22 protein-coding genes are annotated in these 21,687 nt (G+C 43.6%); 7 read left to right on the forward strand and 15 right to left on the reverse strand.

Going from position 1 to position 21,687, the window contains the following annotated elements; genetic code table 11:
* Positions 1-157: 157 nt before the first annotated feature.
* Complete coding sequence (locus tag WCV65_RS11585; RefSeq protein ID WP_338776615.1) at positions 158-2,149, reverse strand: hypothetical protein; 1,992 nt, start codon at positions 2,147-2,149, stop codon at positions 158-160.
* A gap of 734 nt (positions 2,150-2,883) precedes the next feature.
* Complete coding sequence (gene msrA / locus WCV65_RS11590; protein WP_338776617.1) at positions 2,884-3,840, reverse strand: peptide-methionine (S)-S-oxide reductase MsrA; 957 nt, start codon at positions 3,838-3,840, stop codon at positions 2,884-2,886.
* Positions 3,841-4,030: 190 nt separating this feature from the next.
* Between msrA and WCV65_RS11595 the strand changes: the two genes are divergently transcribed.
* The 3 genes from WCV65_RS11595 to WCV65_RS11605 all read left to right on the forward strand — a co-directional run bounded on the left by WCV65_RS11595 (position 4,031) and on the right by WCV65_RS11605 (position 6,491).
* Positions 4,031-4,459 (forward strand): MarR family transcriptional regulator, encoded by a 429-nt coding sequence (locus tag WCV65_RS11595; protein ID WP_156505941.1) that lies wholly within the window; start codon positions 4,031-4,033, stop codon positions 4,457-4,459.
* A gap of 39 nt (positions 4,460-4,498) precedes the next feature.
* Entirely contained in the window at positions 4,499-6,094 is a 1,596-nt protein-coding gene (locus WCV65_RS11600) for an MDR family MFS transporter (protein WP_338776625.1), read from the forward strand.
* Positions 6,095-6,233: 139 nt separating this feature from the next.
* Positions 6,234-6,491 (forward strand): hypothetical protein, encoded by a 258-nt coding sequence (locus WCV65_RS11605; protein ID WP_035406230.1) that lies wholly within the window; start codon positions 6,234-6,236, stop codon positions 6,489-6,491.
* An 89-nt stretch (positions 6,492-6,580) separates the two neighbouring features.
* Here WCV65_RS11605 and WCV65_RS11610 read toward each other — a convergent pair whose 3' ends face one another.
* A complete protein-coding gene (locus WCV65_RS11610; RefSeq protein ID WP_035406227.1) occupies positions 6,581-7,387 on the reverse strand; it encodes an alpha/beta hydrolase in 807 nt (268 codons plus the stop codon).
* A 174-nt stretch (positions 7,388-7,561) separates the two neighbouring features.
* On the opposite strand from WCV65_RS11610, the gene WCV65_RS11615 reads away from it, so the two are divergent.
* The gene (locus WCV65_RS11615) at positions 7,562-8,323 is read left to right on the forward strand and encodes a DUF4397 domain-containing protein (RefSeq protein ID WP_338776630.1); all 762 of its coding nucleotides are present in this window, start codon (positions 7,562-7,564) and stop codon (positions 8,321-8,323) included.
* A gap of 244 nt (positions 8,324-8,567) precedes the next feature.
* Here WCV65_RS11615 and ypmT read toward each other — a convergent pair whose 3' ends face one another.
* The 8 genes from ypmT to ilvA all read right to left on the reverse strand — a co-directional run bounded on the left by ypmT (position 8,568) and on the right by ilvA (position 14,583).
* Positions 8,568-8,783, reverse strand: coding sequence for a protein YpmT (gene ypmT, locus WCV65_RS11620; RefSeq protein ID WP_035406223.1), 216 nt, complete (start codon positions 8,781-8,783; stop codon positions 8,568-8,570).
* Positions 8,784-8,935: 152 nt separating this feature from the next.
* Complete coding sequence (locus WCV65_RS11625) at positions 8,936-9,514, reverse strand: YpmS family protein (RefSeq protein ID WP_338776633.1); 579 nt, start codon at positions 9,512-9,514, stop codon at positions 8,936-8,938.
* Positions 9,515-9,524: 10 nt separating this feature from the next.
* Positions 9,525-10,313: an SGNH/GDSL hydrolase family protein gene (locus WCV65_RS11630; protein WP_035406217.1), complete on the reverse strand. Its 789-nt coding sequence runs from the start codon at positions 10,311-10,313 to the stop codon at positions 9,525-9,527.
* 193 nt (positions 10,314-10,506) lie between these two features.
* Positions 10,507-11,094 carry an SCO family protein gene (locus WCV65_RS11635; protein ID WP_338782271.1) on the reverse strand — a complete coding sequence of 196 codons (588 nt, stop codon included), beginning with the start codon at positions 11,092-11,094 and terminating at the stop codon, positions 10,507-10,509.
* Between the two features lie 34 nt (positions 11,095-11,128).
* Positions 11,129-11,971, reverse strand: a complete 843-nt coding sequence (locus tag WCV65_RS11640) for a DegV family protein (RefSeq protein ID WP_338776636.1) — start codon at positions 11,969-11,971, stop codon at positions 11,129-11,131.
* A gap of 328 nt (positions 11,972-12,299) precedes the next feature.
* A complete protein-coding gene (locus tag WCV65_RS11645; protein WP_035406211.1) occupies positions 12,300-12,551 on the reverse strand; it encodes a DUF2535 family protein in 252 nt (83 codons plus the stop codon).
* A 91-nt stretch (positions 12,552-12,642) separates the two neighbouring features.
* Positions 12,643-13,293, reverse strand: coding sequence for an SOS response-associated peptidase (locus WCV65_RS11650; RefSeq protein WP_338776639.1), 651 nt, complete (start codon positions 13,291-13,293; stop codon positions 12,643-12,645).
* Positions 13,294-13,308: 15 nt separating this feature from the next.
* Positions 13,309-14,583, reverse strand: coding sequence for a threonine ammonia-lyase IlvA (gene ilvA, locus WCV65_RS11655; protein ID WP_338776641.1), 1,275 nt, complete (start codon positions 14,581-14,583; stop codon positions 13,309-13,311).
* 135 nt (positions 14,584-14,718) lie between these two features.
* Between ilvA and WCV65_RS11660 the strand changes: the two genes are divergently transcribed.
* Positions 14,719-14,937 carry a hypothetical protein gene (locus WCV65_RS11660; RefSeq protein WP_338776643.1) on the forward strand — a complete coding sequence of 73 codons (219 nt, stop codon included), beginning with the start codon at positions 14,719-14,721 and terminating at the stop codon, positions 14,935-14,937.
* A gap of 139 nt (positions 14,938-15,076) precedes the next feature.
* Here WCV65_RS11660 and iadA read toward each other — a convergent pair whose 3' ends face one another.
* Positions 15,077-16,249: a beta-aspartyl-peptidase gene (iadA, locus tag WCV65_RS11665; RefSeq protein WP_338776645.1), complete on the reverse strand. Its 1,173-nt coding sequence runs from the start codon at positions 16,247-16,249 to the stop codon at positions 15,077-15,079.
* 169 nt (positions 16,250-16,418) lie between these two features.
* On the opposite strand from iadA, the gene WCV65_RS11670 reads away from it, so the two are divergent.
* Together WCV65_RS11670 and WCV65_RS11675 are read left to right on the forward strand one after the other, a co-directional pair.
* The gene (locus WCV65_RS11670; RefSeq protein ID WP_338776648.1) at positions 16,419-18,446 is read left to right on the forward strand and encodes a sigma 54-interacting transcriptional regulator; all 2,028 of its coding nucleotides are present in this window, start codon (positions 16,419-16,421) and stop codon (positions 18,444-18,446) included.
* A 15-nt stretch (positions 18,447-18,461) separates the two neighbouring features.
* Positions 18,462-19,103, forward strand: coding sequence for a hemolysin III family protein (locus WCV65_RS11675; protein WP_035406194.1), 642 nt, complete (start codon positions 18,462-18,464; stop codon positions 19,101-19,103).
* A gap of 98 nt (positions 19,104-19,201) precedes the next feature.
* On the opposite strand, the gene WCV65_RS11680 is transcribed toward WCV65_RS11675, so the two are convergent.
* The 3 genes from WCV65_RS11680 to WCV65_RS11690 all read right to left on the reverse strand — a co-directional run bounded on the left by WCV65_RS11680 (position 19,202) and on the right by WCV65_RS11690 (position 21,619).
* Positions 19,202-19,687, reverse strand: coding sequence for a dihydrofolate reductase (locus tag WCV65_RS11680; protein ID WP_338776651.1), 486 nt, complete (start codon positions 19,685-19,687; stop codon positions 19,202-19,204).
* Positions 19,684-20,478 (reverse strand): thymidylate synthase, encoded by a 795-nt coding sequence (locus WCV65_RS11685; protein ID WP_035406188.1) that lies wholly within the window; start codon positions 20,476-20,478, stop codon positions 19,684-19,686. Before WCV65_RS11685 ends, WCV65_RS11680 begins: the two co-directional genes overlap by 4 nt.
* A 367-nt stretch (positions 20,479-20,845) precedes the next feature.
* Entirely contained in the window at positions 20,846-21,619 is a 774-nt protein-coding gene (locus WCV65_RS11690; protein WP_035406185.1) for a TerC family protein, read from the reverse strand.
* Positions 21,620-21,687: the final 68 nt, after the last annotated feature.

Here is a 21,687-nt window from a genome sequence, read left to right on the forward strand (position 1 = left end):
TTATGTGGATAGATTTGAGATATGAGTTTATCGCTATTTTTTTATTTCCATCTCTTTAGACCCATTGGTTTCTCCACAAAAAGACCCTATAAGATGACCCTTTTTCTAAGGGTCAATCCTACAGGGGAAAGATTTAAAAGGCATCTTAATTCTTTAATTAGAATTTAATCAAGTTTAAATCTCGGTTAACTGCTGCTCCAGTCGTCACATTCGTTGCTTGAGTCTGAATGACACGAACCTGGTAAACGGAAGCAGGATTTGCAGCTGGAGCAGTATCTACATAAGTGTTAGCAATAACAAATCTTTGAACACCTGCTGAAGTGATCGCTCGATTCATAATTCTTGTACTAATAAGGGTTGCATCTCTATATATTCTAAATTCAACAGTAAACGTACTATTGGCGGTCGTAACCAACTCATACGATAATGCATAATCAATTTTAATATTCTGGCCAGCTAATACTGAAGTTGTTACGCTCGCAACAACGGTTTCAGTATTCAATGGCGGAAATACGGTAATTGTTCCTGTATTATTACTAAAGCCGAGCGTTGGTGCTCCTGTAGCTCCCGCTGGTCCCGTTGCTCCCGCTGGACCTGTTGCTCCGGTTGCTCCTGTTGCTCCCGCTGGACCTGTTGCTCCCGTTGCTCCCGCTGGACCTGTTGCTCCCGTTGCTCCCGCTGGACCTGTTGCTCCCGTTGCTCCCGCTGGACCTGTTGCTCCGGTCGCTCCCGCTGGACCTGTTGCTCCGGTCGTTCCTGCTGTACCTGTTGCTCCGGTCGCTCCCGCTGTTCCTGTTGCTCCGGTCGCTCCGGCTGTTCCTGTTGCTCCCGTTGCTCCCGCTGTTCCTGTTGCTCCGGTCGCTCCGGCTGTGCCTGTTGCTCCGGTCGCTCCCGCTGGACCTGTTGCTCCCGTTGCTCCCGCTGTTCCTGTTGCTCCGGTCGCTCCGGCTGTGCCTGTTGCTCCGGTCGCTCCCGCTGGACCTGTTGCTCCCGTTGCTCCCGCTGGACCTGTTGCTCCCGTTGCTCCCGCTGGACCTGTTGCTCCCGTTGCTCCCGCTGGACCTGTTGCTCCCGTTGCTCCCGCTGTGCCTGTTGCTCCGGTTGCTCCCGCTGTTCCTGTTGCTCCCGTTGCTCCCGCTGTTCCTGTTGCTCCCGTTGCTCCCGCTGGACCTGTTGCTCCCGTTGCTCCCGCTGGACCTGTTGCTCCGGTCGCTCCGGATGGACCTGTTGCTCCGGTCGCTCCGGCTGTGCCTGTTGCTCCGGTTGATCCCGCTGGACCTGTTGCTCCGGCTGTGCCTGTGGCTCCTGTTGCTCCGGCTGTGCCTGTTGCTCCGGTTGCTCCGGCTGTACCTGTTGCTCCGGCTGTGCCTGTTGCTCCGGTCGCTCCCGCTGGACCTGTTGCTCCCGTTGCTCCCGCTGGACCTGTTGCTCCGGTCGCTCCGGCTGTGCCTGTTGCTCCGGTCGCTCCGGCTGTGCCTGTTGCTCCGGTCGCTCCGGCTGTGCCTGTTGCTCCGGTCGCTCCGGCTGTGCCTGTTGCTCCGGTCGCTCCCGCTGTGCCTGTGGCTCCTGTTGCTCCGGCTGTGCCTGTTGCTCCGGTTGCTCCGGCTGTGCCTGTTGCTCCGGTTGCTCCGGCTGTACCTGTTGCTCCGGCTGTGCCTGTTGCTCCGGTTGCTCCGGCTGTACCTGTTGCTCCGGCTGTGCCTGTTGCTCCGGTCGCTCCCGCTGGACCTGTTGCTCCCACTGGACCAGCTGGACCTGTCGCTCCCGTTGCACCCGTCACTCCACTTACATTTTGCTGTGTGCCTATTAGCTCGTCCGAGACTAGTCTGTGAGCAGCTACAAGCTGGCCTGAAGAATTTTTCCCCCACACAGAGACTTCCGTTTCTCCTTCTCCAAGTCCTGAAATATTAAAGATAAATTCAAAACCTTCAACATCAGCAAAATAGGTTTTTGTCACAACCTGATTCGGATTTACACTAAATAATTCGCTTACATATAATATTCTCGTCCCGTTTAATGTATATCCTTGAATGAGTATTGTAGAGTTGTTCACAGAGTCACGGTTGTCAATTTTTACTGTAACCTGTTGGCTAGGTCTAATCCCTCCCACCGAATTGTTTTCTATTGGGCCTGTTGATAAGGTGGCCATAAATGCAAATACCCCCTAAAATTAGTTTTTCCTTAAGTCCTGTATTCCAGTTTAAAGGTGCAGCAACTTATTTTGATACTAGTAATTCAAGCATACTGATCTATGCATTATATTTATTTATAGAAATTTAGTTTCTAGTAAATGACCTAGTAAATTTGCGGATTTTTCACTCAATTACTTAATTGAACATTCTTCAAAGATGAGTGGATAGCATCTCCATAATTAACCTCACGAGTCCTTAAAGGCTTAACTATATTCGTGTTTTAATTTCAATTATTTTCAATCTGAACATCAAATATATTGCATTTTGAACAGATTAGAACGTAACTTTCGCCAACTCCACTTTAAATAATCTCATTATTAACAACCGAATCGAGTTTTTAACTCTGGTATCGTCAAACAATAAAACGCAGTAATCGTAAGCAGATGATGGAATGATGGGAAAAATAACTGAGAAAGAAGCTAATACTGCCTGAAGAGGTGTTTTCAAAGAAAATTAGAGCATATACAATTTATTCATTGGAACTAAACTAATGGAAGCGATCTTTCCTTACTTGCAATATATACTAATCTAATCTATTAATCAGTGACGGAATATGTATGTGCAAATGAAAGATGGGTTTAAAAAACCTGGTTAAATCTGTATTTTCAGGGAACTGGCCAGAAGGAAGAAAAAGAAAGACTTTTTCTCTGAAAAAGCAAAGGCTGCCGGGTTAACCGGCAGCCTTCTTTCATCAATCAAATAAAACACTGTATCGTTCGTATCCTTTTTCAGCCAGCTCATTTTTTGGTATGAACTTCAATGCTGCGGAATTAATGCAATACCTTAGTCCATTCGGTCCTGGTCCGTCGTTAAACACATGGCCCAGATGGGAATCAGCCGTTTTGCTTCGCACCTCGGTTCGAACCATACCGTGGGTGAAATCCATTTTTTCATCAACTTCCTCTTCATCAATCGGCTTTGTAAAGCTTGGCCAGCCGCACCCTGCATCGTACTGTTCTGTTGAACTGAAAAGAGGTTTTCCGGAAACGATATCTACATAAATGCCCTCTTCTTTGTTATCCCAGTATTCATTTCGGAATGGAGGCTCTGTTCCATTATTTTGTGTGACTTCATATTGCATAGGAGTCAGCGATTGAATAATGTCTTTTTTTCCATCGTTGTTTTTCCAATGGTCTTCTATGAATTTTGCTCTGCCTGAACCTGTTTTGTAACGGTTATAGTGAGCTGAATTTTTTTTATAGTAATCCTGATGATACTCCTCAGCCGGGTAAAAAACCGATGCCGGTATAATCTCTGTTACAATCGGCTTGCTGAATTTCCCGCTCTCCTGAAGCTTTACCTTCGATTGTTCAGCAAGGCGCTCCTGCTCTGCGCTGTGATAAAAAATAGCGGTTTTATAGGATTCACCGCGGTCAAAGAACTGGCCGCCCGCGTCAGTCGGATCGATTTGCTGCCAGAAAAGTTCAAGAAGCTTTTCATATGGAAAAACGTCGGGCTGAAAAGTTATTTGAACCGCCTCATAATGACCTGTCTGATTGGAGCATACTTGTTCATAGGTGGGATTTTCAACAGTGCCTCCTGTGTAGCCTGAGACAACCCGCTCGATTCCCGGCATCTCATCAAAAGGCTGGACCATGCACCAGAAGCACCCTCCGGCAAAAGTCGCCAATTCTGTTTGTTTCATCATTAGACACCTCGCTTTATATTCATACCATTATTATACCACCTGCCATCGCCAGGAAAAGAAACTTGCTTAACATATGGACGGGCCTGTAAAGATTACCGGTTTATTATTCTTGACAGGAAGAGAAAAAATACTTAATCTAATTAATAGTTCAGTTACTTAAGTATTTTTTTCAAGAAGGCAGGGAGAGCGTTTGAACGATAAGGAAGAGCTTCTTTATGAAATGGAAGGCCTGCTGAGGAGGGTATTCCGCCAGCTTCGCCAAGGCGTTAACAGCATATTGGAAAAAGAAATCTCAAGAAATGAATTCTTCATATTAAAATCACTTCACTGTGACGGAACATTAAAATCATCTGATCTTTCCAAAAAGCTTGATGTTTCAGCTAGCCATATTACGTCTATGGCGGATTCACTCGTCGGCAAAGGGCTAATAGAACGCTCCAGAGCCGAATCTGACCGCAGAATTATTCATATCGGCATTACGGATGCAGGGACAAAAAAATTAATGGAGCTTGAAAAAAAGAAAACCGACTATTTATTTGAACGGTTCGGAAGCCTGAATCAGGAAGAACTTCAAACATTTGTGCACTTATTTAAAAAAATTGATAAAGACTTTGAATAACAATCCAACGCAAAGCGCTCATAGGAGGAACAAAACAAAATGGAACATTTAGATCACCGCAAAAAAGTGACGATTATGATCGCGATAATGGCTGCTATGCTATTTGCCGCATTAAACCAGACCATTGTCGGTACAGCACTGCCGAAAATTGTGGCAGAACTTGGCGGCTTTGAATATTACAGCTGGGTCTTCACGATTTTCATGCTGACTTCCAGCATAACGTCCGTTCTGGTTGGAAAGCTGTCTGATATTTATGGACGGAAGCCATTTATTCTGATCGGAATTGCAGTTTTTATGGCAGGGTCGCTTATGGCTGGATTTTCTCAAACCATGGTTCAGCTTATCATTTTCAGGGGAATACAGGGCTTTGGTGGAGGTATGATTATGTCCACTTCCTTTACAGCCGTCGGTGACCTTTTCTCCCCAAGAGAACGTGGACGCTGGCAGGGAATCCTGAGCTCTGTCTTTGGATTGGCAAGTGTTTTCGGACCAACCTTCGGGGGCTGGATCGTTGATAATGCCAATTGGCAGTGGGTGTTCTGGGTATTCCTTCCTTTTGGCATCCTAGCTTTTATTTGCATTATGGCACTATTCCCAAGCACACCGAGAAAGCAGGCAGAATCCGTTGATTACATCGGTTCCATTTTGCTGACATCGGTTATCGTCCCGCTGCTCCTTGCCTTCACATGGGCTGGAACGACTTATGATTGGTCCTCCGTGCAGATTATTGGACTATTTGCACTAACCTTTGTCTCTCTCATACTTTTCGTCTTTGCAGAAAAGCGTGCAAAAAGCCCCGTTCTGCCATTGGAACTGTTTAGAAACAGAATTTTCACATTGTCTAACTTAGCAGGATTTATTTTAGGCGCCGGAATGTTTGGAGCTGTTATGTATGTTCCGTTCTTCATTCAGGGAGTAATGGGTGTATCGGCCGCTGTATCAGGCTTGATCATGATGCCGATGACGCTATCCATGGTGGCTGCGAGCAGCATCACTGGATCTCTCATCACAAAAACAGGAAAATACAAAATTTATGCTCTAGTCGGCTTGGCGGTTATGTCAGCAGGAATGTTCTCATTGTCCTTAATGGATGAAAATACATGGATTGCCACTGCTGTTATCAATAACATCATTGTTGGGGCAGGTCTTGGGATGAGCTTCCCGATCTTTACCTTGACCGTTCAAAACGCTGTTGGCCACCAGTATCTTGGAGTGGCTACCGCTTCCTCCCAGCTGTTCAGACAAACGGGAGGAACTGTAGGGGTTGCGATTATGGGACTTGTATTAAATAACAGTATGCACCATGCAGAGAAGCCTGAATTACCAGCAGGCCTCCCTTCAGAAAAACTTGAGGGGCTGATGAATCCGCAGGTACTGATGGATCATGCTAAACTCGAGAAAATTCAATCGTCCATTCCTCCACAGTATCAGGATGCCATCACCCAGTTGATTAATGGTGTCCGGCACACATTGGAAACAGGCCTTACGAATGTATTTCTCATCTGTTCAGCGGTCATCGCCATTGGTTTTGCTTTAACCTTGTTCCTTAAGCAAATTCCGCTGAGAACGAGCAACAAGGATGAAACAGCAGAAAAAGAAAAAGAAGAACAAAAATTTGCGGCTAATGAATCGTAAAATATAGAAAACCCCCTGCGCATTTGCTGCAGGGGATTTTTTATGGATCGTAAGTATTTCTAAGGATTGAACATTTACTTTTCGAATAATATTTTCCTTTTGAGAAAAGATAAAGATATTCAAGCATGGAGGTGCTCTCATGACTTCGCCGTATCTTTGTCCGAACTGTAAAACCAACCGCTCAAGGTATCACATTTTAGAGCAGAACCCGCAAGCTGTTAAATTGAATCCCCAATCTGGAGAAATTATGGAGCAATATGATTCGTCCTCACTGGATCCTTTCCATCTTCCTTACAAAGGGACATCAAAGCGTGTTCAATGCGGGTCGTGCGGCCTGATAGAAGATGAACAATCCTTTATTAAATTTGCCGAAAGCCACCCTTCAAATCACAAATAAGAAGACTGCCGCCCAGGCAGTCTTCTTATTTGGCTGATATCGCAAACCTTTCAGTTGTTACTCTCGCTCACTTCAAAAGTAAGTATCAATCATTCCTTCGGTTTTGGATGGACAAAGTTTTCCAGAAAATCCTTTAGCACCTTCACAAACGTTTCAGGTTCCTCAAGCATTCCCATGTGGCCTGCTCCATTCAGTACGGACTGGTAAATATGAGGGCCATTTGCTGTAAAGGTTTTTTCCGGAGCTATTACTTCATCCTTTTCTCCAGCCAGCAAAAGTACAGGTACATCTGAGATTTCAATAATCCTTCTTCTGTCCTGTCTGTTCTTCATGGCTTCAAGAGAAGCAATTGCACCTGTAGTCGGCGTATGATACCCGATTTGCTTAGCGAAATCAGCTTCCTCTCCCGTCCTGTTATGTTCAGCAAATAGTTTAGGAACCAAACCATCAACAAAAGGTTTTATTCCCTCTTTCTCGATTTTTTCCATTCCCGCTTCCCTGCCCCGCCTTGCATCTTCACTGTCAGGGTATGCTGTGGAATGGACAAGACCAAACGAAGTGACCCGGTCTGGATACTTCTCAGCGAAAGCCAAAGCAACATATCCTCCAAGCGAATGTCCGAAAATAGAAGCACTCTGAATCTCCAAATCATCCAGAACAAGTCTAATATCATCCGCCATTTCTTCGACTCCATAGCTTTCTTTCTCTGTACTCGATCCGCCGTGCCCTCTTAAATTGACCGCAAGCACCCTGTGCTTTTCAGCCATTTCAGGTATGACATATTTCCAATAATCCGCACTCCCGCAAAATCCGTGCAGGAAAATAACAGGATCTCCTACTCCTTCATCAACATATGTAATCGTCCGCTCATTTTTTGTTAATTCATACCGGTTCATCATCATCCTCCCCTTCTTACGTATTTTTTTCCTTAATACTATCTGTTCAAACGTCATATAGGTGAATAGAGCACAAATAAAACCTTCAGTTAACATAATAATATTACGCATGAGATCATATATCTTATATTACAAGACTGACTGGAGATAATTTACAGAATGGGAGTGTTTCAGATGGCAAATGATCAAAACAGCTTGTGGCAGGCAATAGTGTATGATTTGTATGCTTGCTATTATAAATACCGGAATCCCCAAGCTCATATTATGTATTATCAAAAGCATATCCAGGCTCTGCAGTCTGCCATGCATACCCGGACCGCAGCAGGCCAGCCTCAGGGTCCGGCTGCGATCGCCCCCGGCATGACCATGATCAGAGTACTTCACGCCTCGCCTGATGCTCCGGCTGTTGATGTTTATGTGAACAGGAGATTAGTGCTCTCAAATGTGTCATTTAAACAGATTAGCGACTATTTGCAAGTTCCTGGAGGGCAGTACCGAATTGATCTATTTCCCGCAGGCAATCAAACCGCCCCAGTGCTATCTGAAAATCTTCTCTTGATGCCGGGAATTACGTATACACTTGCAGCCAGCGGAATGCTTTCAAAATTAAAGCTGATTCCTATTGTAGACCGCCCATTTGTTTCAGCAGGGGAAACAAAGGTAAAATTCGTTCACTTATCCCCTGATGCCCCGTCGGTGGATGTGGCAGTCAAAAACGGTGACGTGCTTTTTTCAAATGTCTCCTTTACTAAAGCTACTCCATACAAATCAGTGCCTGCGGGTAAGATTGACCTTGAAGTAAGAATAGCGGGAACGGATACTGTAGCCTTAAATGTTCCTAAAGTCCAATTTAAATCCGATACCGCCTACACAATTTTTGCTCTTGGGCTCGCGAACGGAACTCCTCCGCTTGAGGCAATGATGGTAATCGGGTAATAGGATATGATTGTAAACAGATTATGAATTTTGTAAAGTTTATTTTATAAAACGGTTAAAGCATCCAATTCCTCTCTGAATTTTACTATTATGATTGTAGGAGCAATCATTTAACTTTTACCGCTAAAGGGGGAGCTGACATGCGTTTTACAAAGAAATTGAGCATATCTCTAATTATCCTTTTCTTGCTTGCCGCATAATGCTTCTTATCTGAATATAAAAAATGAGAAGGCGATCCGCCTTCTCATTTTTCGTCTGTTCGTTTTGTTTTTTCGTCTTTTAAGTGAAGCATATAAACGGTAATGCAGAAAAACAACGCACTGTATGCAATATTCGTAAACACAATGTCCATGTTCTCTTCTACTTTTTCATCCATAAATTGAATTCCCGCAATTCCTGCAAAGTATAGGCCGACCAATAGGAAAATAACGCTGCCTAATATGTATTTTCTCTGATCCATGCTTATCCTCCATCCTTTTATGACTGCAAAGGGAGCCGGTTCCTGCTCTTATTCTATCTATTGTTAAATTATCGTAAATGCTGTCATAAAAAATTTACATTCTTAGCTTAATATTATCAGGCAAATGTCCTATTTCGTCAACCCATTCCTCGTTAATTTAGCGGGACAAACAAGTCAAATCGGATTTCATCATTTTTCAAATCAAACTTTACCGCTTTAGCACGATAATTGTTTTTTAGTTGAATTTCCGAAAGGTCTACGTCGATAGAATGATTTCTTTCATCAATATGAACAAATTCCGGAAGGGTGTAGGATGTACTAATATAATTCAATACAAATGATACAGGAACATCCAGCTGTCCAATTGAAAGATCCTCAACAATTAATCTCAAATTTCCATCCTTTTTCACGACGGGAGAAAACGTAATCTTCGCATTAATGTCCTTCCCGAATGCCCTGATCGCGCCTGTAAAATAGACCTTATCATCTAAATAGACTTTGTAATTGTACTGATCGGCATTCGCTTCTTCCTTCAAATAATGATCAATGAGCTGATTTAGCGCTTCTTTTTTGGCACCAACATTGAGGGCCACAGCTTTGCCTTCTTTAATATCCTTTTGGGTTGGAGCATTTGAATCTGCCGGCGCAAAAAGCAAGATAGCGGCAATTGCAATTGCCGCTGCATTAATGGCAAGCAAAAGAATAAACGCCCATTTCCACTTCTTCTTCATCTGCGGCCTCCTATCTCGATCCATCGTTTCTCATAATCGCTTCAAAAACTCTTTCTCCGATTAATGAATACCCTTGAGTGTTTGGATGAAACGCATCTTTATAAAGAAGTCCATCATCTTTGCTTTCATAAAGGTCTGCCACTGGGACGAATTCAGCATTTCCGTCGGCTTCAATCAATTTTTTTGCTGCTTCGTTCCATCTGTTTACTACAAGGTCAATTTCAGATAGCTGCGGCAGCACAAACTTAAAAGGATTATAGAGCCCTGAGTATACGATCTTCGCATCAGGATTATATTGTCTAATCGTTTGAAAAATAAGAGCTAACCGCTGTTCATAGCCGGACTCCTCTTTTTCAAAGGGCTGCAGGGTCAAATTAAATATATTCTCCTTCACAACCTTCATGATGTCATTCCCGCCAATGGTCAATAATATTATATCCGACTGTTCCAGCGCATTTTGTACTTCTTTTTTATTTAATTTCTTTATTAAGTCCGTAGTCTGGTTTCCGTGCACCGCATAGTTGTTAACTGCAATGGAATTTGTTGTTTTCAATCCGGATAACTTTGTTTTAACAATCCCCACATACCCGCCATTTTTTGTGTCATCTCCGACTCCTGCCGTCAGTGAATCACCAATTCCTGTTATGGTTAAATCCGCTTTTTTCACTTCCTCCAGAGGCTTTTCTTTTTTCTTAACCTCTGCTTTTTCAGGAGCGGGTTTTTGTGATTTTGAAGTGAACTGATCGCATCCAGCCAGAAGGACCAGAGCTGACATCAGTAAGAGTATGATTCTTTTCATCTTTTTTCGGTCCCTCCTCGAGTTAATTTAGTCATTTCCATCAACTCTATGTTATAAGCATACCGATTTTTACACTTCCTGTTCAATGGTTTTGCCTATATAAAAGGATGTTTCTGCAAACTCTCAATCAGCCTCATCATGTTCAGCTAAAAAACCTTAAACATCCCGATACTAAAAAAAGAGACATGCAGGGTTAAAGCTGCTGCAGCCTCTTCATATCTTGAATGATGTCTTCGTATGGAGGATTTTCCACCCCGCTGTAAGATTTAACGACCTGTCCCTCTTTATTTATTAAATAAAAGGAGGTGCCGTGAATAACCTGATCCTCATTTTCCGGCTTTTTTACTAAAGTCTTAAAGCTTTTAAGGGAAAATTCTTCAATTTGCTTTTGTGAATATCCCGTTAGAAAATGCCAATTTTCAAATGAGGTGCCAAACTGGCTGCCGAACGATTTTAACTTTTCAGGTGTATCAATCTGCGGATCTACACTGAATGAAACGATCTCAAACGGGATGTTCTCTTCGGCCCCCAAACTTTGAATTTTCTTCATATGGGCCGTCATTGGCGGACAAACCGTCGTACAGCTCGTAAAAATAAAGTTCGCTACCCAGATTTTTCCTTTAAGCTCAGGAAGACCGAAAGACTCCCCCTCCTGGTCCTTATAATGAAAATTTTCTACAGATGAAATGGGTTTAAAACCGGAAGCAGCAGTGCTGCACCCCGATAGCAAAATAAAAGCCGCAGCGAGCCATATTAAACGTATTATTTTCAAATAAACCACTTCCTGCATTTTCAATATGGGATCAGGTCAGCCTCTACTCCGTATAATACATAAATCCAATAGCACCCGGTCCCGTATGGGTAGAAACCACTGGAGTCGTAAACGAAATATCAATTGGCAGATCCGGACGGATTTGAAGGAGCGCTTCCTTCAGGTTATGGGCGAGATCAGAGGCGTCTGCGTGCGCGATTTCGATTGCCTTTGCCGTTTTCCCCTTTAAATCTTCCCCAAATTGCTTAGCAAGGTATTTGACAATTTGAGAATGACTTCTCACCTTTGCAACTGGAGTATACACTCCATCCTGCAGACTTGCAATCGGCTTTATATTCAGCAGGGAACCAATCATAGCCTTTCCCCTTCCGATTCTGCCGCCCTTTACAAGATTATCAAGGGTATCAACCGTGACAAAAAGTCTCGTCGCCTCCTTAATCGAGGAAATCCGTTCTAATATCTCTTCTTTAGACGATCCGCTTTCAGCCATTTTCGCCGCTTCTATTACCTGAAACCCAAGAGCTTTTGAGATAAACTGAGAATCGATCACTGTAATATCCCCGCCTGCCATTGCAGCTGCGCTTTCTGCAGTCTGAAACGTTCCGCTCATCCCTGAGGTTAAATGAATCGATATGATTTGATCTGCCGTTTTAAGTAGCTCCGTATAAGTTTCGACAAACTTTCCGATCGCGGGCTGTGAGCTTTTCGGCAATTCATTTGCAGCCGCCATTTTTATCATAAATTCTTCAGGTGTAATATCCACCCGATCCGTGTACGTCTCTCCATCTATATGTATGGTTAACGGAATTACTTCAATTTTGTATTTTTCAATCATGCTTTGATCAAGATCTGTTGTTGAATCGGTTACAATCACAATTTTTTTCATCTTGTCACTTCCCTATCTCTCTCATTAACAAGTATTATACAGATTGTGCAAATGGTTTCAATAAAAAACACTAAAAATTAAGGGTTTATTGATTATAATCGTCATAAAAAATCCTTAACTAAAAGATTTACCTTTTTTAGAAAACTTTTTTGGCAATCTACGCTTCTATATTAGAGGATCTCCTGGATGCTGTTCGCGTTTCCGGTGGGCACAGAATTCCCCGGTGCACAGTTGCCTGCAGATGGTGTGCAGTTCCCGGTCCAGCCAGCCTGCATCGTTTTTGGTCAATAAGTATTCATAAAGAAAAGAGAGATCTGTTAAGATCTCCCTAGGCATTATTCTGTAATACTTCAGATTGAAAGATTGCTTCATAATCCGGCCATTTTAAAATCTTTTTGAGATAATCGCGGAAAGAATAGACGCTTTTCGGTTCTGGCTCTGCATTAATCCTTGTCAGATATGCCTGCAGTCTTGCCTGAATCAGGAAAGCATAACTGTGGTCTTTTCCCATTACCGGTATCTCAATAACCTTTACCTTCTGTCCATCCAACCGTTTGAACTCTAGGCTTTTGAATAGCAAAAATATCAATCCTCTTTTTCACCCGTTTGCTTTATTATACTCCATTATCCTATCGAAGTCTGTCAAATTATGCTCACAGCTTTAAAAATTTTCAAGCAGGAAACGTACAGGACGGTTCGTTTATTGCTGGCGAGTTAACCATTGATGAAACCTGATAGGCTTTCATTTCTTCTTCAGGAATGGGAAGAAGGTTTTCAAGCGCATCCTCTTTGCTTAAATCAAGCCAGGTGAAAGCGGTGCGGTGCTGAAAAATAACCGGCATTCGATCATGCACCTCATGAACAAGTTCATTGGCCTTCGTTGTAAGAATCGTGCATGTAACGAGGTCCTTCCCGTCCTTACGCCACCTGTCCCATAAGCCTGCAAAAGCAAACGGCTCCTCTGAACGGAGCAGAAAACGGTATGGATTTTTTCCAGTATCGGTCTTTTTCCATTCGTAAAAACTGTCTGCCAGAATCAAACATCTTTTTCTCTCGATGAGGTGCTTAAAACTGGGCTTTTCAGCAACGGTTTCCGCTCTCGCATTTATAATTCCTGAACCTTTAAGCGCTGACGTCCAGGAGGGCACAAGCCCCCACTTCAAATAACCGGCCTTATAGCTCCCATCTGAGCCGGCAATGGCTAAAAGCTTTTGAGAGGGGGCCGCATTAAATGTTCTTTCAACGGTTATATCTGAATGATTAAGAACAGGGAAATATTCAAAAACATCCTCATCGAACGTTTGTGTAAATCTTCCGCACATATTTGCTGCCTCCGGCTAAATTAGTAAGTTAAACAGCTGTTCATCCTTAATGACTTCTGTGTAATGGAATCCCTTGGAATCCAATCTGGCAATCAGGGTTGAGTAGTCCTTTTTGTCCTTTAATTCGATCCCCACTAGAGCTGGACCGTTCTCTTTATTGTTTTTCTTTGTGTATTCAAAACGGTTTATGTCATCAGAAGGACCGAGTACGTCATGCAAAAACTCTCGTAAAGCCCCTGCCCGCTGCGGAAAATCCACGATGAAATAATGCTGCAGTCCTTCGTAAATCATTGACCTCTCTTTGATCTCCTGCAGCCTTCCAATATCATTGTTCCCGCCGCTGACAATACATACCACATTTTTCCCTTTAATTTCATCGCGGCAAAAATCCAATGCGGCGATCGGCAATGCACCGGCAGGTTCGGCCACAATGGCATTATCATTATACAATTCCAAAATGGACGTGCACACCTTCCCATCAGGCACGAGCACGGTTTCATGACAAAAGCCATTGGCGATGGCAAATGTCTTCTTTCCCATCCGCTGAACGGCAGCTCCATCTACAAATTTGCTGATTTTCGGCAGGGTGACCACCTCACCGGATGACTTCGCTGAAGTAAAGGATGCAGCGCCTTCCGGTTCGACCGCCATAATTTTCGTATTCGGTGAAACTGCCTGAAAATATGTACCTAAACCGGAAATCAGCCCCCCTCCGCCGACACTTGCAAAAACAAAGTCAATAGGCACATCCGTATCATTCAAAATTTCAACAGCGACTGTACCTTGACCTGCGATGACCTCTTCATCATCAAACGGATGTATGAACGCCCGGCCCTCTTCCTCACAGCATTTAACAGCTTCATGATAGGAATCATCAAACGTATCTCCGCACAAAATAATCTCAGCACAGCCATTTGCGAATTTTTCCACCTGATTCACTTTTTGCCTCGGGGTGGTGCTTGGCATAAAAATTTTCCCTTGAACCCCAAGCGTCTTGCAGGAATAAGCGACTCCCTGTGCATGATTTCCGGCACTGGCACATACAACCCCATTTTCAAGTTCTTTGCTGCTCAAGCTTTTCATCTTATTGAAGGCCCCTCTAATTTTGAAGGACCGGACAAGCTGGAGATCTTCCCTCTTAAGATAGACATTGCATTGATATTTCTCAGAAAGAGGACGATTCAGCTGAAGCGGGGTATGGATCACCACTTCCTTTAGTAGATGATGGGCTTTTAGAATCGATTCCACATGGACAATGGACGATTGTTTTTGGAGAGCTAACGGGTTCATGGCAAAATTCCTTTCTATACCTCTATTTAATTTGCCATTATATCACGAATATTCAAAATTTAAAGTCATTTCCAGTAATTCAAGATTGATTACCTTAGAAAATGGGAAAAATCCAAATATAGAGGAGGAATAATTATGGAGTATTTGCTTAAAAGCAAATCAAGCGCCATCCCTTGCCTCATTGAAGCAGATCCTAATAGCAATCTGTATATGATTCGTAGCGCCGACACGAGCGGTCAAGGATTCAACACGAAAGAAGAGCTGATCCAGTGGGTAGAAGAAAACTGGAATCCGGAAGATTTTGAAGATCCTGAGGAGCTGAAACAGGCGATTAGACGTATATCAGCAGACTGAATGAATTCAGTCCCCCTTATCCAGTATAGGGGGACTTTTGTTATGGGCTGTCAGCTGGACCGAATAAAACCCCAGTCTCCCCCAACAGTCCCATAATATGAATCATTATTGCTTTTCACATAAGCAGCAGCGGGAATACTTATTCAAATGTTCCCTTTACTAAGACCTTCCCCTCCTTCATCATTACCTGGCCTCTCGCTAGGACCGTTTTGATATGAAGACTCTCTTTGTCAGCTAGTACGAGGTCGGCATCCATGCCTTCAGCTATCCTGCCCTTATGGGTTAGCTTGAGGATGGAGGCTGGATTGGAGGTAATTACTTGAATTGCTTTTTCCACCGGGACGTTCTCTATTAGGATTGCGTCTCTTACTTCATTATAAAGAGAGGTAATATTTCCAATTTGCAAACCCGTCAACTCCCCGTCTGTATTAAACTCCGGAAGACTTGCCTGGGCGTCAGATGTGAAGGTGATGTTCTCCAAAGGCACCCCTTCATCAAGCATCCTTTTTAAACCCCTGCTGCATTTCACTTCTCCCTGGTCCAGAAATCGCTGAATGGTGCTTGTAGTAAAGTCAACAAGCCCTCCATTTTTGGCAAACTCAATGCCCGCCTCAAACAAATGAGGATTACGGTTGATATGGGTAGGGTGAAACGTTTTGATTGGAATGTCCGTCTCTTCGCAAACCTTGTAGAGTAAATCCAGCTTGCCCTTGCCATCGCCTATATGAACATTGACGATTCCTGCTTTTCCTGACAGCATACCGCCGATTCTGGCAGCAGAAGCAATCTTTGCCATCTCTTTCCATTCAGGCTGGGATGAGCGGTGATCACTGATCGCAATTTCGCCGCAGCCGATGACTTTATCAATGAGAATTAAATCATCTTCAATTTTGCCTGTAAGCGTCCTAACTGGGATCTGGTAGCTGCCGGTGTGAACATAACAGGAGATGCCTTCCTCCTCCAATGCCCTTGCTTTCGCAAGCAGGGCGGACATGGTTCTAGTGGTTCCATCCGTCCCGATCACCCCGACTATTGCAGTCACGCCTCCCTTGATAGCGGAGCTTAATTGCAGTTCCGGTGTCCTTGTTTTATAGCCGCCTTCTCCGCCGCCGCCCATAATATGTACATGTGAATCAATAAACCCGGGAAATACCGCCTGACCATCTGCATCAATGGTTTCTGACAGGTATTCACTTGGAAAAGAAAATCCAGGTTCCTTTATAAAAGCTATTTTACCGCCGGCAGTGATCACATCTTTTTTTCCTAAATATTCAGGAGCATATAGCTCTCCATTTTTGATTAATTTAAGCAAATCTTTTCCTCCTTCATATCGTTTCTATTTATCCTTAAGCAAGAATCATGCCATGAAGTAATCCTCTCGGGAAATCATTTCATTCTGCTCATTTTATTTTTATTGGGTTCAATTAGTTCCAATTGGGTGTTATAATGCTATTATAGTTACGCGACAGGAGCGAATGCCATTGAATCCAGACAAATTATTTTTAGTAACCGGAACTGAACAAACGAGAAAAGCTCTTCACGGGCAGCTCCTTGAACTTTTTAATGAATTGATTTCGATTGAATCCTTTTCTATAGATGAAGGATTGCCTGACACTTTCGCTGAAGGTCCGATTTTAATTTCATCTCCAGATTTAAAAAAGGAACTTGAACCATTCGTTACATGTGACTCCGAAATCCTAGAGGCGATTCGAACGATCAATGTTGAAAAACTGGAGACGCTGCTGCTGCTGCCCGAAGGCTCCAAAGTTCTTGTCGTCAGCGACACACTTGAATCAGCAGCTGAGCTGATTCATCAGCTTATAGAACTTGGCATACAGCACGTCGAATTTGTTCCTTTTAAAAAAGGAGAAACCACTTTTGATGCAGACCTGATTCTTTCTCCAGGCGAAATGATTCATGCACCCATTCATTCAGCACCTAAATTGGATATAGGAGTACGTCTAATCGGATCCCCTACTATTCAGGAGCTGGCGAATCGTTTTGAACTTTCTTATTTGAACTCTATATTAACAGAACGCCAGATGAAACACGCCGTCAGTCAGCAGCGGCTTTTGACCGAAGCGAAAACTTCAGCTTTGGCAGCGGAAAAAAATCTGCGGCTTGTCGTTGATCATGTAAGTGAAGGTGTGATTGGTGTCAGTGCCTCCGGCGTGATTACGGCATTTAACTCCGTGTGCGAGTCCATTTTCCAGCTTGACCGGGCAGATGTCGCCGGTAAAGCCATTCAGCTCTCAGGACTTGATCAAGACGTGATTTCTTATATAGTAACAGGGATTGAACCCTTTCAGCTTTTCAGCATTAATGGAATGGAAGCGGCCATTTACCGGAATGAAACGAATGGGATCATTACTGCTACCATCAGCAGGGTCAGCAAAGCCTCAGAAATCAACTCTGCGGCAGCAGAATGGGCGAAAAAGGGGTTTACGGCCAAGTATACCTTTGATCAAATAATCGGCAGCCATTTAAGCATGCTGGATACAATCGGCACAGCTAAGAAACTGGCGCTTTCTGAATTGCCGGTTTTGATTGAAGGAGAAACCGGGACGGGTAAAGAACTGTTTGCACAAGCGATACATAACGGCTCCGGCAGACGTTCCGGCCCCTTTGTAGCCGTTAACTGCAGTGCTCTCTCAGCTTCCCTTTTTGAAAGCGAGCTATTCGGCTACGAGGCAGGAGCTTTTACAGGGGCACAAAAAGGCGGAAAAAAAGGACTGTTTGAACAAGCAAACGGAGGCACCCTCTTTCTGGATGAAATCGGAGATATTTCAGGTGACCTCCAGGCGAGCCTGCTTCGTGTTCTTCAGGAAAAAGAAATCCGCCGAGTAAGCGGAACCCAGAATATTGCGGTCGACGTAAGGATTGTTGCAGCCACCAATATGAATTTAAGAGAAAAAATGGCGGATGGGGATTTCCGGGCTGATCTTTTCTACCGGTTAAATGTTTTTTCCATTCAAATTCCGCCTCTTAGAGAACGAAAATCGGACATTCCAATTCTTGCAGAAGAATTTTTGAAAAGAAACAGAGCCGTCACACGGATGGACTCAAAGGTAATGGATATGTTAATGAAGGAAGAATGGGAAGGAAATGTAAGAGAATTAAAGAATTCGATAGATTACATGCTTGCCGTCTCTGACGGAAAAACCATTCAGCTTCACGATCTTCCTGGGAAAACGGTCAAAAAGCAAAAGAAAAAAGAAAAAGAAGCAGCCCCGCTTCAGCTTACCCTTATGGATAAACAGGAATTTGTGTTTATCCTCGAAACGATCCGTATTTCAAACGAAAACGGAGAACCGGCTAGCAGGAGAATCATTTCAGAAATCAGCAAAGCAGGTTCTCACCCCCTTACTGCACAGCAGGTCCGCCATAGGCTTGACTTTCTTGAAAAGCACAGCTATGTGACGAAAGGGCGCGGAAGGGCAGGCACGAAAATTACTCTCGAGGGAATGGATTTCCTCCATTCACTGAAATCTCATCTCGGAAACCATTAAAAGGAGCTGGAACGAATGGAATTTACAATAAAGGAAGAGATTGCCAACGCGATTACCCACGGCATCGGTGTGCTGCTCAGCATTCCCGCTTTGGTGTACTTGATTTTGTTTGCTGTATGGTACGGGGATACAATCAGTGTGGTCAGCTTTTCAATCTTCGGAGCATCGATGATTCTGCTTTATTTATTCTCGACACTGCTTCATGCCATCCAGCATAAAAAAGCGAAGCACATTTTCGCCATATTAGATCACTCCGCCATCTATATTTTGATTGCCGGAACTTACACCCCGCTCCTTCTTGGCCCTCTCAGGGGAACCTTTGGATGGTCCCTGCTTATCATCATCTGGAGCCTTGCGATTGCCGGCGTAGTGTTTAAAATCTTTTTTGTAGACCGGTTTGTTGTGTTGTCCACACTATTTTACATTCTTATGGGCTGGCTCGTGATTATTGCAGCAAAACCGCTCTATGAGTACCTGTCGGTGGAAGGATTCATGCTTCTTCTACTTGGAGGAATTCTCTATACTGTCGGCTCCATTTTTTATGTATGGAGGAAAATACCCTATCACCACGCCATCTGGCATCTTTTTGTACTCGGCGGCAGTGCTTCGATGTTTTTCTGTGTTTTGTATTATGTTGTGGATGTGCCGTTTATTTAATGGCTAAAAACAAGTAACAGGAATGATTTCGCACCTTCCTTACTTGTCATACCCCGCACACAAAAATCCCGCATCCAAGTCATCGATGCGGGATTTTCTTAGTTTTTCTCCAAGGTTAAAAATTCGTAATTATACGGATTTTTTTCATCCTTAATTCCCTGTTCTTTTGAAGTCGTGCGCCATTCACTCTCGTCAAATTCAGGAAAGAATGTATCTCCATCAAACGTATGATGAATAATGGTCACATACATCTTCGTACAGTGCGGAAGCATTTCTTCAAATATTCTGGCTCCTCCAATGACAAACAGCTCTTCCCCCTCTTCTTCAAGAAGAGGGATTTCTTTTACAGATTGAAGAATTTCGCATCCATCGGCAACGAATTCAGGATTTGAAGAAACGACAATATTTCTTCTGCCGGGAAGAGGCTTGCTTCCCATCGATTCAAACGTCTTTCTGCCCATAACAACAGCAGATCCGAATGTTATTTTCTTGAAATGAGCCAGATCAGCCGGCAGTTTCCATGGAAGATCATTATCCTTGCCGATTGCACGCTGTTCATCCATAGCAAAAACAAATGAAATCAAACGCTGACAGCTCCTTTAATATGAGGATGGGCTTCATAATTTTCCAGTGTGAAGTCCTCGTATGTAAAATCAAAAATGGATGTCACGTCAGGATTTAGCTTCATATGCGGAAGAGGTTTAGGATCTCGTCCAAGCTGAAGATTTACCTGGTCCAGGTGATTTTGATAAATATGAACATCTCCAAAGCTATGGATGAATTCTCCGTACTCGAGACCCGATGTATGGGCCATCATCATTGTGAGAAGTGCGTAGGAAGCGATATTAAAAGGAACACCGAGGAAAACATCTGCCGAACGCTGATAAAGCTGGCATGAAAGCTTCCCCTCCGCAACGTAAAATTGAAACAGGCAATGGCATGGCGGCAATGCCATATTCGGGATATCAGACGGATTCCAGGCGCTGACGATTAACCGTCTTGAATCGGGATTATGCTTCAAATCATGAACGACGTTCGCAATCTGATCAATCGTTTCGCCGCCAGCACCTGCCCATGAACGCCACTGCGCTCCATACACAGGACCCAGTTCCCCATTTTCATCTGCCCACTCATTCCATATCCTCACACCATTTTCCTGAAGGTAGGCAACATTTGTGTCGCCTTTTAAGAACCACAGCAGTTCGTGAATGATTGATTTCAAATGCAGCTTTTTCGTTGTAACCATTGGGAAGCCTTCGCTTAGATCGAACCTCATCTGATAGCCGAACGTACTGATCGTTCCCGTCCCCGTCCTGTCGCCTTTTGCTTTTCCGTTTTCCAGCACATGCCGGCAAAGATCTAAATACTGTTTCATTGTGTCACTTCCTTTTTCTTAACATTCGATTCTTCATTTTAACATATTATGAAGTATGGAAGGGGTCAAATTCGTGCAGGATGAATAGTATTCATCAAACGGCTAAGGATGTGACATCATGCGAAAAAGACCTGCAAAGGAAGAAGTCGATAAAGTCATTGAGTACATGGGAAGCTCTCGTTTTCTGGTAGCCGATGGGCTGGTCAGTGGTGGTTTGATTATTCTCTTTCTATATTTTTTCCATTAGGTCTGTTAAACTTGGCTGCTGATTTCCACTGCAGGCGCTCGCTTTAATCCAGTGGTGTTAAAACTCACCATATTTATCCCATTAAAAAAGCGCCGGAATGATCACTTCCGGCGCTTTTCTTTAATTTGTTTTTTCCTGACGGTTGTGTTTCAATTTATGAATAATGAACGTTCCAATGAACATTACGATGATTAAGACAAAAAATACCCAGTGCGGCATGTGTACTCCGGCTTCACTTATAGCCATTTTCACTGCTATAAGCAAAATTAGCACATATGCTGTAGTTTCAAGTTCAGGAATTCTCTCAATCAGTTTAACAAATACTCCTGCGATACCACGCATCATGAGTACTCCAAGCATACCTCCGAGAAGAAGAACCCATACTTGATCACTTACACCAAATGCTGCAAGAACACTGTCCACGGAGAAAGCGATATCCATAAGTTCAACTGCTGCGACCGTTCCCCAGAACTGTCCAAAAAGACGGGTAAAAATGCTGCCTTTTGTAAGCTTCGCTGCATCCTCGGCATCATCACCTTCAGACCCATTGCGTTTATCAATGAAGTATTTAATAGCAAGCCAAGCGAGATACGCTGCACCAAGCAGCTTGACCCATGTTATCTGGATTAAGAATACTCCGACTCCGATCGCTATGAAACGGAAAATGTAAGCTCCGATCAAACCGTAAAAAAGTGCTTTCTTTCTTTGCTCCTCAGGAAGCGGGCGGACCATAACTGCAAGAACAAGCGCATTGTCAGCAGATAACAGCCCTTCTAAAATGACCAGGGTAAGAATTAATCCCCAGCTTGTAGGGCTTGTCAGTACTTCGCCCCACATCTGCCAGTTAAAAAACTGGGCATACGTGTCTACAAAAGCATTCAATATCTCATTCATTGTGACGACAAAACCTCCTAGGATTCGAGCAATACTTTAACTAGTATACAAGATTTATAATCTCTTGT

Source organism: Metabacillus sp. FJAT-52054 (assembly GCF_037201815.1).
Lineage (GTDB): Bacteria > Bacillota > Bacilli > Bacillales > Bacillaceae > Metabacillus_B > Metabacillus_B sediminis.